General features: G+C 56.9%; 16 protein-coding genes and 1 pseudogene. 7 read left to right on the top strand and 10 right to left on the bottom strand.

All coding sequences use genetic code 11. The features are described from left to right. The 5 genes and pseudogenes from AC0Z4S_RS10025 to AC0Z4S_RS10005 form a co-directional block, all read left to right on the top strand. A partial coding sequence (locus tag AC0Z4S_RS10025) for an RHS repeat domain-containing protein (protein WP_485622855.1) occupies positions 1–909 on the top strand: 909 nt, incomplete at its 5' end. Further along, positions 906–1,319: a hypothetical protein gene (locus AC0Z4S_RS10020; protein ID WP_485622854.1), complete on the top strand. Its 414-nt coding sequence runs from the start codon at positions 906–908 to the stop codon at positions 1,317–1,319. The genes AC0Z4S_RS10025 and AC0Z4S_RS10020, both read left to right, overlap by 4 nt. A 132-nt stretch (positions 1,320–1,451) precedes the next feature. Next, positions 1,452–2,209: pseudogene (locus AC0Z4S_RS10015) on the top strand (RHS repeat-associated core domain-containing protein); the annotation flags it as partial. 145 nt (positions 2,210–2,354) lie between these two features. Continuing rightward, positions 2,355–2,642, top strand: coding sequence for a barstar family protein (locus AC0Z4S_RS10010; protein WP_485622852.1), 288 nt, complete (start codon positions 2,355–2,357; stop codon positions 2,640–2,642). A 107-nt stretch (positions 2,643–2,749) separates the two neighbouring features. Continuing rightward, on the top strand, positions 2,750–3,094 hold the full coding sequence (locus AC0Z4S_RS10005) for a hypothetical protein (RefSeq protein ID WP_485622851.1): 345 nt from the start codon (positions 2,750–2,752) through the stop codon (positions 3,092–3,094). Positions 3,095–3,218: 124 nt separating this feature from the next. Here the strand turns inward: AC0Z4S_RS10005 and AC0Z4S_RS10000 are convergent, their stop codons facing one another. From AC0Z4S_RS10000 to AC0Z4S_RS09985, 4 genes are all read right to left on the bottom strand, one after another. Next, positions 3,219–3,941 (bottom strand): tellurite resistance TerB family protein, encoded by a 723-nt coding sequence (locus AC0Z4S_RS10000; RefSeq protein ID WP_485622850.1) that lies wholly within the window; start codon positions 3,939–3,941, stop codon positions 3,219–3,221. Between the two features lie 342 nt (positions 3,942–4,283). Beyond that, positions 4,284–4,685 carry a type II toxin-antitoxin system VapC family toxin gene (locus AC0Z4S_RS09995; protein ID WP_485622849.1) on the bottom strand — a complete coding sequence of 134 codons (402 nt, stop codon included), beginning with the start codon at positions 4,683–4,685 and terminating at the stop codon, positions 4,284–4,286. Continuing rightward, positions 4,685–4,930 carry an AbrB/MazE/SpoVT family DNA-binding domain-containing protein gene (locus tag AC0Z4S_RS09990; protein WP_253499460.1) on the bottom strand — a complete coding sequence of 82 codons (246 nt, stop codon included), beginning with the start codon at positions 4,928–4,930 and terminating at the stop codon, positions 4,685–4,687. The genes AC0Z4S_RS09995 and AC0Z4S_RS09990 overlap by 1 nt, the downstream gene beginning before the upstream one ends. Positions 4,931–5,126: 196 nt before the next feature. Beyond that, complete coding sequence (locus AC0Z4S_RS09985; RefSeq protein WP_016771524.1) at positions 5,127–5,312, bottom strand: hypothetical protein; 186 nt, start codon at positions 5,310–5,312, stop codon at positions 5,127–5,129. 403 nt (positions 5,313–5,715) lie between these two features. Between AC0Z4S_RS09985 and AC0Z4S_RS09980 the strand changes: the two genes are divergently transcribed. After that, entirely contained in the window at positions 5,716–7,344 is a 1,629-nt protein-coding gene (locus AC0Z4S_RS09980) for a glucan biosynthesis protein D (protein ID WP_485622847.1), read from the top strand. Positions 7,345–7,520: 176 nt separating this feature from the next. On the opposite strand, the gene AC0Z4S_RS09975 is transcribed toward AC0Z4S_RS09980, so the two are convergent. The 3 genes from AC0Z4S_RS09975 to AC0Z4S_RS09965 all read right to left on the bottom strand — a co-directional run bounded on the left by AC0Z4S_RS09975 (position 7,521) and on the right by AC0Z4S_RS09965 (position 11,199). Beyond that, complete coding sequence (locus AC0Z4S_RS09975) at positions 7,521–8,627, bottom strand: NADH:flavin oxidoreductase/NADH oxidase (RefSeq protein ID WP_485622846.1); 1,107 nt, start codon at positions 8,625–8,627, stop codon at positions 7,521–7,523. A gap of 265 nt (positions 8,628–8,892) precedes the next feature. After that, a complete protein-coding gene (gene recJ, locus AC0Z4S_RS09970; protein ID WP_485622844.1) occupies positions 8,893–10,602 on the bottom strand; it encodes a single-stranded-DNA-specific exonuclease RecJ in 1,710 nt (569 codons plus the stop codon). 54 nt (positions 10,603–10,656) lie between these two features. After that, a complete protein-coding gene (locus tag AC0Z4S_RS09965) occupies positions 10,657–11,199 on the bottom strand; it encodes a YaeQ family protein (protein ID WP_007908961.1) in 543 nt (180 codons plus the stop codon). Positions 11,200–11,345: 146 nt separating this feature from the next. Between AC0Z4S_RS09965 and AC0Z4S_RS09960 the strand changes: the two genes are divergently transcribed. Then, on the top strand, positions 11,346–12,545 hold the full coding sequence (locus AC0Z4S_RS09960; protein ID WP_485622843.1) for a CaiB/BaiF CoA transferase family protein: 1,200 nt from the start codon (positions 11,346–11,348) through the stop codon (positions 12,543–12,545). A gap of 221 nt (positions 12,546–12,766) precedes the next feature. On the opposite strand, the gene AC0Z4S_RS09955 is transcribed toward AC0Z4S_RS09960, so the two are convergent. The 3 genes from AC0Z4S_RS09955 to AC0Z4S_RS09945 all read right to left on the bottom strand — a co-directional run bounded on the left by AC0Z4S_RS09955 (position 12,767) and on the right by AC0Z4S_RS09945 (position 15,109). Next, positions 12,767–13,048 (bottom strand): DUF3509 domain-containing protein, encoded by a 282-nt coding sequence (locus AC0Z4S_RS09955; RefSeq protein WP_253499450.1) that lies wholly within the window; start codon positions 13,046–13,048, stop codon positions 12,767–12,769. A 162-nt stretch (positions 13,049–13,210) separates the two neighbouring features. Then, positions 13,211–13,618: a response regulator gene (locus tag AC0Z4S_RS09950; RefSeq protein WP_485622841.1), complete on the bottom strand. Its 408-nt coding sequence runs from the start codon at positions 13,616–13,618 to the stop codon at positions 13,211–13,213. A 117-nt stretch (positions 13,619–13,735) separates the two neighbouring features. Next, positions 13,736–15,109 (bottom strand): transporter substrate-binding domain-containing protein, encoded by a 1,374-nt coding sequence (locus AC0Z4S_RS09945; RefSeq protein ID WP_471877384.1) that lies wholly within the window; start codon positions 15,107–15,109, stop codon positions 13,736–13,738. Positions 15,110–15,175: the final 66 nt, after the last annotated feature.

Here is a 15,175-nt window from a genome sequence, read left to right as displayed (position 1 = left end):
GCATCCTACAAATACGACGCCTTCGGCCGCCGCATCGAGAAAACCGTTGACGGCCACACCACTGAATTCCTCTGGCAAGGCGAACGCCTCATCGCTGAAAGCGCAGAGAACCGCTACCGCAGCTACATCTATGAACCGGGCAGCTTCCGCCCTTTGGCCATGCTTGATGGAGAGGGCCCGCTTAGAGCGGCACCGTTCTACTATCAACTCGACCATCTCGGCACGCCGCAGGAACTGACCGATTACAGCGGCGAAATCATGTGGTCTGCGAGATACCGCGCCTACGGTAATCTCGCAGCGCTGGATGTCGGCGAAATCGACAACCCGCTGCGATTCCAAGGACAGTATTTCGACGCCGAGACAGGGTTACATTACAACCGCCACCGCTACTACAATCCGGGGACTGGACGGTTCTTGACGCCCGATCCGATCAAGCTTGCGGGTGGGTTGAATAGCTACCAGTACGTACCTAACCCTACGGGGTGGGTGGATCCGTTGGGATTGAGCGGATGCCCCGGAGGCAAAGATGGCTCCTCCGGCTCAAGCACCGAAAACCCTGCAAGTAAAGCAGTTGTAAAGGAAGGATCGCCCCCACCTCCTGAACCACCAAAACATGACAAATGGAGTCGTGAACCTAAAAGCATTCAGGATCAGATGACATTGCAGGCGGCGAAAGAAGGACACGGGGTCAGGATCATTGAGGGCTTAAATGATCCAAACTTCAAAGGAATGGACAAATGGGAGCTTAAAGTAAAATCCAAAAACGGTAACGACTCGGTGGTGCACTATGTTCGTGATCCGGAGACTGGCAAATTAATGGACTTTAAATTCAAAAAGCATAGCACCGACGATATAAAACCGTGGGGAAACGACCCATCCGTACCACCCGGGAATTCTGAAAAAAAATGAAAGTTAAATGTAAAACAAACAAAATAGACCAAAGTTTCACGCAGGATACTGCAACAAGGCTTAAGCGCTATATCTCGATCGGCGACAGTGAGCTAGACATCGAAGTTGGAAAAGAATATACCGTATACGGCGTTGAATTTTGGGACAACTGCCCATGGGTTTATATATGCCCAGAGCCATATGATGAATACCCTAAACCATTCGCATTGGACTTTTTTGAAGTCACCGAAAAAAAAATCTCTTCTCACTGGGTTCTTAACTCACAGTGCACGCACAACAAAAAAGTCAAGACACAGCTCGTATTTTGCGAGTGGGCTGACGATGAGAGCTTCTATGAAAGGTTGATTAACGAAGACGAAGAATGCGTTAATACATTCGACAGCTATAGGAAAATGATGAACGCCGAATAGAAAACAACCAAGGACCAAAATCGCTACTGTTATTTTCAACGTACAAAACCTCCATCCTTGATGGTTAGAATCAAGGCAAATGGGGACAGATTTATTTTCTACTGAAATAAATCTGTCCCCATTTGTCCCAACGAGAAAACCGTCGACGGCCACACCACTGAATTCCTCTGGCAAGGCGAGCGATTGATTACCTAAAGTGCAGAAAATCGCTTTCGCAGCTACATCTACGAACCGGGCACCTTCCGCCCGTTGGCAATGCTTGACGGCGAAGGCCCGCTTAGAGCGGCACCCTTCTACTACCAACTCGACCACCTCGGAACGCCCCAAGAACTCACCGACTACAGCGGAGAAATCATGTGGTCGGCGAAGTACCGCGCCTACGGCAATCTCGCTGCACTGGACGTCAGCGAAATCGACAACCCGCTGCGCTTCCAAGGTCAGTATTTCGACGTTGAGACAGGCTTACATTACAACCGCCACCGCTACTACAATCCGGGGACTGGACGGTTCTTGACCCCGGATCCGATCAAGCTTGCGGGTGGGTTGAATAGCTACCAGTACGTGCTAACCCTGCGGGGTGGGTGGATCCGTTGGGGCTAGCCAGTAAAGACTGTGACGAACCTGAACCCTACGATAATGCCGCCCATAACGCCGCCAAATACGAGGCCATGAAACGGGACCTGAGGACGACTGAGGCCGCTAATCCCTTGGTAGAAAGCTTGCGATCTAATGGACAGCTTCCGCCCAATTACGTCACGAAGGCTCAGGCTGCTCAGAGCGGGTGGAAGCCGGGTAAAGCAGTTAACAACAGCGTTCCCGGTGGACAAATAGGTGGAGATATTTTCTACAATGATACAAATGTTCTCCCATCCGCCTCTGGCCGTACTTAGTATGAAGCCGACGTCGGACTGAGCAATACTATGTCACGGAGCAACCAACCTGAACTAGGCCGCCCTATTCGAATGATGGCCTTTTATATATCACCAGTGATCATTATGAAACTGTCAGCCCAACCGGAAAGTGGAAATAATCTTAATGCTAATTGAACTTGACGGCCTATCCATCTCCTCCGAGCAAGATTTCCATAAACGTATAGCTTCTGCATTTTCCGTGGCTCAATACTACGGGAACAACCTAAATGCTCTGTGGGATTTGCTCAGTACGGACGTAGAGCGTCCTGTTGAAATAGTATGGAAAAATTCGAAAGAATCTGAACAAAGCATGGGCGAAACTTTTAAAAAAATAATCTCTATATTCGAGCGAACAAAAAATCAGGACATATCTCTGGGTTTAGATGAAAAATTCAAATACAAATTAAAGTAAAATAACCTGATACTTGCGAGCGCTTTTGTTCAGCGCTGCAGTGAGCACGATTATCATCAGGATGATCAGAACAAAGTATTCACGATGCAACGATTCGAAGAGAGCTAATGAGATCAAAACTCGAATACAAACTCCAGCCTATCCGCATACCAAGCGGATGGACAATAACAATCAACAACCTGTTTGAGGTGGAGCTGACACCGGAAACTTGCGACTGGTTCTCTAGTTCGGTACTGATTGGAGGAGTCCGTCAGAGTACCGGGCATTGCTTTGACACGAGAGTCGAGCCCGAAGGGGATCCCGACGGAGAATTTGTGATTGATATGCTAACTATAGAATATGATAAAAAAGGTGAGCCAATCAAAAACTCCGAAAAGTTTCTAGGTGAGTTCAGAACCAAAAGCAAAATCGAATTCATTGAAAGAATTGAAGAGTTTATGATTGAGGCTTGATTACATCATTGTTCACGAATCAAAAAGATTAAAAACGGCTTTCCAACCTAAATCTGTATTGACGCCTCAATAAGCGACACAGGAAAAATCGCAGCACAACACTGCGATTTCTCACCCCATAGAATCAATCTGCCGCCAACCGCACCTGCCTCTCCAACTCCACCTTCAACCCCGGCTCCAATTTCAACTGCCGCGCCAGTTCATCCAGATAACTCTTCTCCATGAAGTTCTCCTCATCCACCAGCATTACACTGGCGATGTACATCTCCGCCGCCATTTCCGGTGTGCTCGCCGCGCGGGCGACGTCGGTGGGGTCGAGGGGTTTGTTGAGTTCGGCGTGGAGCCAGTGTTGCAGTTCCTGGTCGTTGTCGAGTTTGGTGAATTCGCCTTCGATCAGTTCGCGCTCGCGCTCGTCGATGTGGCCGTCGGCCTTGGCGGCGGCGACCAGGGCTTTGAGGATCGCCTGGCTATGTTCTTCGACTTGCGCGGGTGGCAGGCGGTCGAGGGTTTGTGGTTCGCGTTGGGGTGCGCTGCCTTTCTGGGCGTTGTAGTTGCCGTAGGCCTTGTAGGCCAGCACGCCCAGCGCGGCGAGGCCGCCGTAGATGGCGACTTTGCCGCCGACCTTGCGGACTTTTTTGTTGCCGAGCAGCAGGCCCATCGCGCCCGCGGCCAATGCGCCGCCGCCCGCGCCGGACAGCAGGCCGCCGAGGCCGCTGGAGCCAGACGAGCCACCGAGCAAGCCGCCAAGTCCGCTGGCAGCCGATTTGTTGGAAGCGCCGCCAGCCTTGTTCTGCAGCATTTCCTGCCCGGACTTGAGCAGTTGATCGAGCAATCCACGGGTGTTCATGTTCCGTCTCCAAACAAGGGTTATCCGGATCTAAGGCCCTCAGCCTAGTTCGAAAGTGCCCGAACCCGCCCCGCGAGTGTGCTTCGAGATGTTGCTCGCGCTCGGGATTGAACTGCGCAGCTGACCTGGGGAAAACCGATTTTGCACTTCAGTCCAGCGAAAAATGTCCGCCGCCGCGGTTATGGCAAGGACATGTCCATGTTTGGGCTGGCGGACTACACCACGGTTCGGCATGTGATGTTCAAGCGCTAAATGCATCGCGAGCAGGCTGACTCACATCAGGTACAGACATCCCAAACCGGGGGAGTTCCGCTGCTCGCGGTTGGCAACCGGGCTGAGCATTCAGGAGGGTGTGATTAACTGGACCGAGGGGAAGTAATTGCGATACCGCTTGGAATCCCGAGTTAACAACGGGAGCTTCTTTACCGCTGCATGTGCACCGATAAAGAAATCAGCCAGCACGTTGTGTTTTCCACCACCCACTTTTGGATAACGTACGAACGCCTTGCCGGCAAGAAAAAGCGCAGGTCGCGGAATTTCCTGGACGACCAGCCCTAGCTGGTTAACGACTTCATCCAAGGTTTCGAATGAAGAGAACGTCTGGGACAGTTCTGCGTAAACAACCGGGTTGATTACTAAATCGTGGATCAATGACTGAGACCGAAGCTGCTGAATCGACCATTCAGCCCACACGGGATCGTCCTCCAGAACATCGATCAATACGTTGGTATCGACCAATACCATCAATCATCCCCCCGGAGTAATGCCATCAAGTCATCCGTCCGCCATTTGATATCTGCCTTGCCACGAACTGCGTCAAACCGATCCGGTGTGTTTGGTTGACCTGGATCGTGTCTGGCGCTGTGCAAAACCACTTCACCCTGCTCATTGACGCTGAACTCAATAGCCGACCCCGGCGTCAGGCGCAAGGCGTCGCGTATGGGTTTGGGAATAGTGACTTGGCCCTTGCTGGTCATGGTTGTCGTCATATCGTGCTCCTTGAGTATTACTCGTGCCATCAACGCAATACCTGCTATCAGAATCCGCAACCGCCGCTTATCGTAGGATCATTCTCCTCGAATTGACGGAAACACCTTCTAAGAGGTCGCTCCTTTGCACCGTGGTGTTCCACAGCGTGTAGGACGTAGAAAAGGACGGACTTCACAGTCCGTCCTTTTTTTCAGGTTAAAACCGCGAAACACTGCGCATCGCATCCACCAGATAACGCATGGCGATCCGGTCACTCTCTGACAGCTCTCGATAACGCTCCACCAATTTCAATTCTTCGGAATTGAGGCGGCGTCTTCTGCGCCCGCCGCCCAAGCAAGGGAAGATGCCTAACATTTCGGTGATGCCTTGTATTTTTGCCATGGACGATGTCCTTCTCTATTGAGTCAAGAAACTGCTGAACCTCACATCGCCCTGCCTCTCCGAGCAGCGTCGTGTGCCCTGCCGGCACGAAGGCTTGTATCCGGTCTTGCCCATAGAATAGGAATTAAATCCGCGTTGAAAAGTGGTTTTTAGAGTAATTAATCGAAAAAAGCAGATATGCCCTCTAAATCAGAGACCCCTGTCAGAAAAATTACAGACATGTCTTGTTTCATTGCCAGATGACGCGATGCAAACAAGGCTTTTTGCCCGACAATCGAACCGATTAAGCTAGCGGGCATCTGTTTATAGTCCGTTGCGTTTGGCCGAAGGCATGACCGAACCGTAATTTCCGATCCGACAGGTGCCAGGAACGGCGCTGGATTGCACACGACAGGTTGTATTTATGCACCGCAGGAATTTGCTCAAAGCGTCCATGGCCATTGCGGCCTATACCGGTCTTTCCGCGTCGGGTCTGTTGGCCGCTCGCGCCTGGGCGGCCAATGGTGGCGCCGCCGATGGCGAGGCCCAGGCCTTCGATTTCGAGTCGCTGAAGCGTCAGGCCAAACAGCTCGCCGGCAATGCCTATCAGGATACGAAACAGGTGTTGCCGCCGACCCTGGCGACCATGACTCCGCAGAATTTCAACGCGATCCGCTACGACGGCGAGCATTCCCTGTGGAAGGAGAACAAAGGCCAGTTGGACGTGCAGTTCTTCCACGTCGGCATGGGCTTCCGTCAACCGGTGCGCATGTACAGCGTTGATCCGAAGACGCGCATGGCTCGCGAAGTGCATTTCCGTCCGGCTCTGTTCAACTACGAGAACACTTCGGTCGACACCCAGCAGCTCAAGGGCGACCTCGGTTTTGCCGGTTTCAAACTGTTCAAGGCGCCGGAGCTGGATCGGCATGACGTGGTGTCGTTTCTCGGCGCCAGCTATTTCCGTGCGGTCGACGCCACTGGCCAATATGGCCTCTCCGCACGCGGCCTGGCCATCGATACCTACGCGAAGAAGCGCGAAGAGTTTCCCGACTTCACCAAGTTCTGGTTCGAGACGCCGGACAAGAACGCCACGCGCTTTGTGGTCTACGCCCTGCTCGACTCGCCGAGCGCCACCGGCGCCTATCGCTTCGACATCGATTGCCAGGCCGAGCGCGTGGTCATGGAAATCGACGCGCACATCAACGCTCGAACCACCATCGAACAACTCGGCGTGGCGCCGATGACCAGCATGTTCAGCTGCGGCACCCACGAACGGCGCATGTGCGACACCATTCACCCGCAAATTCACGACTCCGATCGCCTGGCCATGTGGCGCGGCAATGGCGAGTGGATTTGCCGGCCGCTGAATAACCCGGCAACGTTGCAATTCAACGCGTTCGCCGACAAGGATCCGAAAGGCTTCGGCCTTGTGCAAACCGACCACGAATTCGCCAACTATCAGGACACTGTCGACTGGTACAGCAAACGCCCGAGCCTGTGGGTAGAACCTACAACCGCCTGGGGCGAAGGCTCTATCGATCTGCTGGAAATTCCTACAACCGGCGAGACGCTGGATAACATCGTCGCGTTCTGGACGCCGAAGAAACCGGTGGCCGCCGGTGATTCGCTGAATTACGGTTACAAGCTGTACTGGAGCGCGCTGCCACCGGTCGGCACACCACTGGCACGGGTGCACGCAACGCGTTCGGGCATGGGCGGCTTCACCGAGGGCTGGGCGCCGGGTGAACACTACCCGCCGGTCTGGGCGCGCCGTTTCGCCGTGGACTTCACCGGTGGCGGCCTTGAGCGCTTGCCACAGGGCACCGGGATCGAGCCGGTGGTCACCTGTTCCAACGGCAAGGTGCAGGACTTCAGCGTGCTGGTGCTGGATGACATCAAGGGTTATCGGATCCTGTTCGACTGGTACCCGACCAATGACAGCGTCGAGCCAGTGGAACTGCGCTTGTTCATTCGCACCAACGATCGCACGTTGAGCGAGACCTGGCTGTACCAGTATTTCCCGCCGGCGCCGGACAAGCGTAAATACCCTTGAGGTTATAAGGCGGCTGTTCTGGCGTCATTCGCGAGCAGGCTCGCTCCCACAGGGGTCCGCATTCCTATTGTGGGAGCGAGCCTGCTCGCGAAGAGGCCCGCCTGACAACGCAAGCTTGTGCCGAATAGAAAAGCCCCGACCATCACTGGTCGGGGCTTTTGCTTTCCAGCCTTCGATCAATCGCGCAAATCAGACTCATGAATCGGCTGATCGCGATGGGTCGCGCGCTGATACTGCGCCGGCCACACCGCTTTGCGCCCGCCCAGATCATCATCGGCATGCAGCGGCCAGTACGGATCACGCAGCAGCTCGCGGGCGAGGAAAATGATATCGGCCTGACAGGTGCGCAAAATGTGCTCGGCCTGGGCCGGCTCGGTAATCATTCCGACAGTACCGGTGGCGATGCCTGACTCTTTGCGTACACGCTCGGCGAAGCGCGTCTGATATCCGGGTCCAACCGGGATTTCCGCGTTGGCCGCAGTACCGCCCGACGACACATCGATCAGATCCGCGCCGAGGGAGTGCAGACGCCGCGCCAGCTCCACGGTCTCATCCGGATTCCAGCCATCTTCAACCCAATCGGTCGCCGAAACGCGGACGAATACCGGCAGTTCTTCCGGCCACACCGCCCGCACCGCTTCTGTGACCTGCAGCACCAGACGGATGCGATTCTCGAACGAACCACCGTACTGATCGCGGCGTTGATTGCTCAGCGGCGACAGAAACTGATGCAGCAGATAGCCATGCGCGGCATGTACCTCGACCACGCTGAAACCGGCCGTCAGCGCGCGTTTGGCCGCGTCGACGAAGGCCTGGATCACTTCAGCGATCTGCCCTTCATCCAGCTGTTTCGGCTGCGTATGCTGCGGATCGAAAGCAATCGGCGATGGCCCGACCGGGGTCCAGCCGCCGTCCTCGGGTTTGACACTGCCATGCTTGCCGATCCACGGCCGGTGAGTGCTGGCCTTGCGCCCGGCGTGGGCCAGTTGAATACCGGCAACCGCACCTTGGGCGGTGATGAAGCGGGTGATGCGTTGTAGCGGTTCGATCTGTTCATCGTTCCACAGCCCAAGGTCTTCGGCAGTGATCCGCCCGTCGGCGGTAACCGCCGTGGCTTCGGTGAAAACCAGCCCGGCACCGCCCACCGCGCGGCTGCCCAGGTGCACCAGATGCCAATCGTTGGCCAGGCCGTCAACGCTGGAGTACTGGCACATCGGCGACACGGCAATACGGTTGGGCAGGGTCAGTTGGCGAAGGGTAAAGGGTTCAAGCAGCAGACTCATGGGGCACCTCTCGAATCAGTGGGCAGGCTCCAGGGTTCTGTTTGAAAAGTCGACGAGTGACAGAAAAAGGGTGCAGCACCCGCCCCCGCGGGCAAAAAAACGACAAGACGTCACAAGGCCAATCAAGCAGTGCTTAGAGCCTAGTCGACAACCGGGAATGACGGAGGGTTCAGAGTAATTCAGTGTGTGAGGACGCTTCGCGAGCAGGCTCGCTCCCACATTTGGAATACATTCCCTGTGGGAGCGAGCCTGCTCGCGAATGGCGTCAACGCGGTTCGATGTGAGCAATCATCAACTGCACAGTCTCGTTGCCGCGAAACTCGTTAACGTCGAGCTTGTAAGCCAGTTCAACCCACTGAATCGTCGGATTCGGCCAGACATCGCGATCGATCCCAAACGCGATGCCATCGAGCTTCACCGAGCCGCATTCGCTTTTCAGCACCACTTTCAAATGCCGTTCGCCAACCACGCGCTGCTCGACCAGCTGAAACACGCCATGAAACAGCGGCTCGGGAAAATGCTGACCCCACGGCCCGGCGTGGCGCAAGGCGCGGGCCAGTTCGAGGTGGAACTCTTCGACGGCCAGCGTGCCGTCCGACAACATGCGCCCGGTGAGGTCTTCCTCGCGAAGTTGCCTACGCACTTCGGCGTCGAATGCCTCGGCGAACAGCGGAAAATTCTCCTGCGGCAAGGTCAGACCAGCGGCCATCGCGTGACCACCATATTTGGCGATCAGGTTTGGATGCTGCGCCGCGACCACGCTCAGCGCATCACGTATATGGAAGCCCTGCACCGAACGACCGGAGCCCTTGAGCAAGCCATCACCAGCATCGGCGAAGGCAATGGTCGGGCGAAAATAGCGTTCTTTCATGCGCGAAGCGAGAATGCCGATCACACCCTGGTGCCACTCCGGATCGAACAGGCACAGACCAAACGGCATCGATTCGACCGGCAGATCCTTGAGCTGCGCCAAGGCTTCACGCTGCATGCCCTGCTCGATGGATTTGCGATCCTGGTTCATGCCGTCCAGTTGTGCAGCCATTTCCCGGGCCAGATTGGCGTCGGCGGTGAGCAGGCATTCGATGCCCAGGCTCATGTCGTCCAGACGTCCTGCGGCGTTGAGGCGCGGGCCGACGATAAAGCCAAGATCGGTGGAAGTGATCCGCGCCGCCTCTCGCTTGGCGACTTCGAGGATCGCCTTGATCCCCGGCCGCGCCCGCCCGGCGCGAATCCGCTCCAGACCTTGATGCACGAGGATACGGTTGTTGGCATCCAGCGGCACCACGTCCGCGACGCTACCCAGCGCTACCAGATCCAGCAGCTCGCCAATGTTCGGTTGCGGTTTGCTCTCGTACCAGCCGAGGCTGCGCAGGCGCGCGCGCAAGGCCATCAATACATAGAAAATCACCCCGACGCCGGCCAGTGCCTTGCTCGGAAACTCGCAGCCTGGCTGGTTCGGATTGACCAACGCGTCAGCCTGCGGCAGTTCATCGCCGGGCAAGTGGTGGTCGGTGATCAGCACTTTCAGCCCGGCGCGCCTGGCCGCCGCGACGCCCTCGACACTGGAAATGCCGTTGTCGACGGTGATCAACAATTGCGGCTCACGGGTCAACGCAACTTCGACGATTTCCGGAGTCAGGCCATAGCCGTATTCGAAACGGTTCGGCACCAGATAATCGACATGCGCCGCGCCCAACAGGCGCAAACCGAGCACACCGACGGTGCTGGCGGTGGCGCCGTCCGCGTCGAAGTCGCCAACGATGAGAATGCGCTGGCGTTGCTCCAGTGCCGTCACCAGCAGGTCGACCGCCGCATCGATGCCTTTGAGCTGCTGAAACGGGATCAAGCGCGCCAGACTCTTGTCCAGTTCCGCCTCCGACTGCACGCCCCGCGCCGCGTACAGGCGGGTCAGCAGTGGCGGTAGATCACCAAGGAAAGGCAGCGTGGCAGGCAATTGACGAGGTTCGATACGCATGGGGCGACGGAGGTTTCTCTTTGATTCGTGGGAAATATCAGCGGTGTCGCGACCTCAGCCGCGCTCACCTTGCAGCCATTGCAACTGGACTTCGTGCTGACCGCGGTCGTCGGTGACGAAGATCGTGCCTTCGCTGATCATCACGTCCCACTTGATGACGCGCGGCATGTCCTTGGCCAGGGTTTCCAGCACTTCTTGCGGGACGGCGGCGATGTTGACGTTTTTCAGGTTCTTGATCGCCGGGATCACCTTGGTTTCCCACACGCGCAGACTGCCGTAGGCCAGCAGGCTGGTGCGTTCGGTGCGGCGCGAGCACCAGGTCAGGCGGTCGGCATCCGGCTGGCCGACTTCGATCCAGTGCAGGACGCGGTCATCCAGGCTTTTTTCCCACAAGGCCGGTTCATCCACGTCTGACAGACCACGGCCGAACGACAGTTGCTCGTTGTACCAGAGCGCGTAGGCCAGCAGCCGCACGGTCATGCGCTCTTCAGTCTCCGAAGGGTGACGGGCGATGGTCTGCTTGACGCTCTCGTAGACACTGCGGTCGAGGTCGGTGAGGTTCAGTTCAAATTTGTACGTAGTGGACGGCTGGGCCATGAACGGGCTTCTTGATACGAGGAAAGTCGGCAAGTCTAACCGATGGCACAGGCAATCATCGAATTGATGGCAATCAAGCTGCGGCGTCTGACAGCCGGCTATGTTAAAAACCTGTATCCGCTCAGCCTTGTCCTACAGGATTTCGCATGCCGTTCACCAGCAAACCGCTCTCGGGTCTGAAAGTCATTGAATTGGGTACGCTGATCGCCGGGCCGTTTGCCTCGCGCATCTGCGGCGAGTTCGGCGCCGAAGTGATCAAGATCGAATCGCCGGACGGCGGTGATCCCCTGCGCAAATGGCGCAAGTTGTACGAAGGCACCTCCCTGTGGTGGTTCGTCCAGGCGCGCAACAAGAAGTCCCTGACCCTCAACCTCAAACATCCCGACGGTTTGGCCATCCTGAAACAACTGCTGGGCGAGGCCGACATCCTCATCGAGAATTTCCGCCCCGGAGTGCTGGAAAAACTCGGCCTGAACTGGGAAACCTTGCATTCGCTGAACCCGAAACTGGTGATGGTGCGCCTGTCCGGTTTTGGTCAGACCGGGCCAATGAAGGATCAGCCAGGCTTCGGCGCAGTTGGCGAATCCATGGGCGGCCTGCGGTACATCACCGGTTTCGAGGATCGGCCGCCGGTGCGCACCGGGATTTCCATCGGCGATTCGATTGCCGCGCTGTGGGGCGTGATCGGTGCACTGATGGCGCTGCGTCATCGCGAGGTCAACGGCGGACTCGGCCAAGTGGTCGATGTCGCCCTGTATGAGGCGATTTTCGCGATGATGGAAAGCATGGTGCCGGAATTTGATGTCTTCGGTTTCATCCGCGAACGCAGTGGCAACATCATGCCGGGCATCACGCCCTCTTCGATCCACACCAGTGCCGACGGCAAACATGTGCAGATCGGCGCCAACGGCGATGCCATCTTCAAACGTTTCATGCAGGTGATCGGCCGCGAAGACCTTGCCAATGACCCGGCACTGGCCAGCAATGACGGGCGTGACAGTCGCCGCGACGAGCTCTATGGCGTGATTGATCGCTGGGTCAATTCGCTACCGCTGCAAGGCGTGCTCGACCTGCTCAACCAGGCTGAGGTGCCAGTCAGCCGAATCTTCAGCGCCGAGGACATGTTCAACGACCCGCAATACCTGGCTCGGGAAATGTTTCTGCATGCCAAGCTGCCGGACGGCAAGGACTTCAAGATGCCCGGCATCGTCCCGAAACTGTCCGAAACGCCGGGTTCGTCCGAGTGGGTCGGACCGCAGCTTGGCGAACACAATGCGCAGGTGCTTGGCGAACTGGGCTACGACGCGGCGCAAATCGCTCGGTTGCGTGAAGACGGAGCCATTTGAGCACCACGGGCGCGCTGGTTTTCGAGCAAGCCGCAACGCAGTGAGCAAACGCGAGGCAAAAAGAAACCCCGAGAAGTGGGGAGACGACTCGGGGTTAAACGTGGTCTGCTTCGAGACCCGTAGCAGCAAGCGACAAGCACCGGAGCACAATGCTTGATCCTGCTGTTATGGGGTCTGACTGACAGGGATGCAGGAAGGTTCCCACAAAAAATATTTCATCTTTACAGGACAGGACGCTTGTCCAGAGCCGCATTGCGCAACGCCGCGATGACGCAGGGTTCCAGCCGTCCCTCGGCGATCATGACGTCACGGTGCAGCCCGTCTACCACGTCAGTCAGCAAGCGCTTGTCGCTCAACTGGGCCTGATTGAATTCGCGTTCCACCACAATGGCGCCGCTGCTGTTCTTCAGCGTCACCAGACATTCACCATGGCTGCCGCGAGGGGTCAGCGTCACCTGATACGGGCTCAGAGCCTCACCGAGCAATAGACTGATACTTTCCATCTCGATCTCCACTCAATAGTCCGAAAACACAGTGCCTGGGGCGTGTTCACATTAAATGACCACCGGCCCGAGAAGAAAGTTCTGCCTGTCGCGACCCAATCGCAGGGGGCCGCGTCTGACAAAGCATGCACGGCGAAGATGACAGAAAAATAACCGCCGGGCTCAGGCCTCGACGAGCTCCGGCGGCGATATCAGATAATTGTCCAGCAGCGCTCTCATCAACACTGCCGAGACCGGCGTTTGCAGACGCCCCAGCAGGCGCAGGCGGCGTTGTTGCAGCATGGGCTCGAGCTCACTCAACAGGCTCTGCGCGACCGCGCCCAGCAGGATCAATGCACGCGCCTCGTGGTGCGCCGCCAGGTGATGAATCAGGGCCAGGCCATCCCCACCCTTGAGTTGCGGATCGCAGATAGCAATATCGACCGCACCGCGATGGCCAAGAGAACACAGAGCTGAGGCTAACGAAGGCGCGGTCAGCACGTCGTAGATACCGATGGCGTTGAGCATTTGATGCAACGCCATCAGCTGGAACGGGTTGGGTTCAAGAATCAGGACTTTAAGCGAGCGCATTGGCGACCTCTGGAGCGATCATCGCGGACTCTCACCGCAGTTGTCGTTCACTCTAGGGCAGGCGTCTTAAGCCTCCCATCAGAAAAGTAGCCGCGTCTTGCAGGACATTTCCCATCTTTACTGCAGACAGCGACACCCGCTTTCGGACTTGCGCTGCGTGATGTCGGTCCAGCCGCCCAACAAGCCGCGCAATTTACCGTCACCGCTGTAAAACGGCACGGTCCACTGATAGACCTCGCGCGGCCCGCCATTGAATACCAGCTGTCTTTTGCTGAAGCGCGACTTGCGGGTTTGCAACTGCGCGATGAATTCGTCGTGCAGCATCCGGGCGGTGGTTTCAGGAAATGCATCGACCTCGATCAGCAGGCGCCCCTGCATCTGATCAAGGCGCACTGACAACGCCTCCTCGTAACTGCGATTACAGATGATCAGGCGCCCTTGCAGATCCCGGACGAACACCGGATCCGGCATCGAATCGATCAGGGCGTGCTGGAACGCCAATTGATCGCCCAGTTCCTTTTCCGCTTCGCAGCGCAATTTGATCACGGCCGCCAGGCGCCTGTTCCAAACCAATGACAGTATTCCGAAAACGCCGATCACCCCCATCGCCCAGCATCCCCACTCGACCAGTTGCTGCCAGATCGATGGCACGGGCGCTGGCGAAATTCCTTCCAGCCATTTAAGACGGATCGCCCGTAACTCCGCAGCAGGGAAAGCCTCCAGCGCCTTGTTGAGAATACTCAGCAGCTCCGGCATGCCTTTTCGTACAGCCAGGTGATCGGCTTCCCACTTGCCCTCCACCAAGCCGCCGACCTTGAGCATGCCCAGCGGATAGAGCTGCGCGCCGATTTCGTTTTCGATCGTGGCGTAGGCCTCACCACTTTCGACCAATGCCCGGGCTTCGGCATAAGTCTTCACCGAGCGTATTTCGATCGCTGGATAATCGCGCCGAATCACATCTTCCAGCGCGTGGCGAGCCGGCAGCACTACGACGCGTTTTGCCAATTGCTCGAAAGACTCTATGGTCGGTGCACCGGCATGCCCGACGAACACCCAGCCGGCGCCGCCGAACGCATGGCTGAAATCAAGAAACAGCTTGCGATCATCGCTCATGGCCAAGGTCGTGCTAATGTCCGCGACCCCGCTTTGCAGGCGTTCGAGCATATGATCGGTGGAGAATGATTCCTGATGCTCGAATTGCAAACCGGTCATCGCGCTGACGTGTTTGAGTACGTCGTTGTTCAGGCCGCTCCACTGTCCGTGCTCGTCCTGAAACAGGTACAGCGGATATTGCACCGACGCCACCGTCACTTTGGGGTTGTCACGGATCCATTGCCGCTCGTGCGCATCCAGTTCGACAGCCTGCACATTGACTGCCGCATTCGCCTGATCGAGCGCCATTTGCGCTGCCACGCCGTTGTGCATCCAGCCCAGCATCGCCAACAAAAACAACCAGCCCAGTGCCGGTTTCAAACCTCTGTAAAACAGCATTGCCATTTCCTTCGTGATCGACTCACCCGTCCTTCGTGGGTGAAAACCCGAGCAGTGTGGCAGCAG

The sequence above is a fragment of the Pseudomonas sp. 1L-B-1-E-C1 genome (assembly GCF_057291835.1).
The sequence above is the reverse complement of the archived record's forward strand: the minus strand, read 5'-3'. Positions and strand labels throughout refer to the sequence as shown.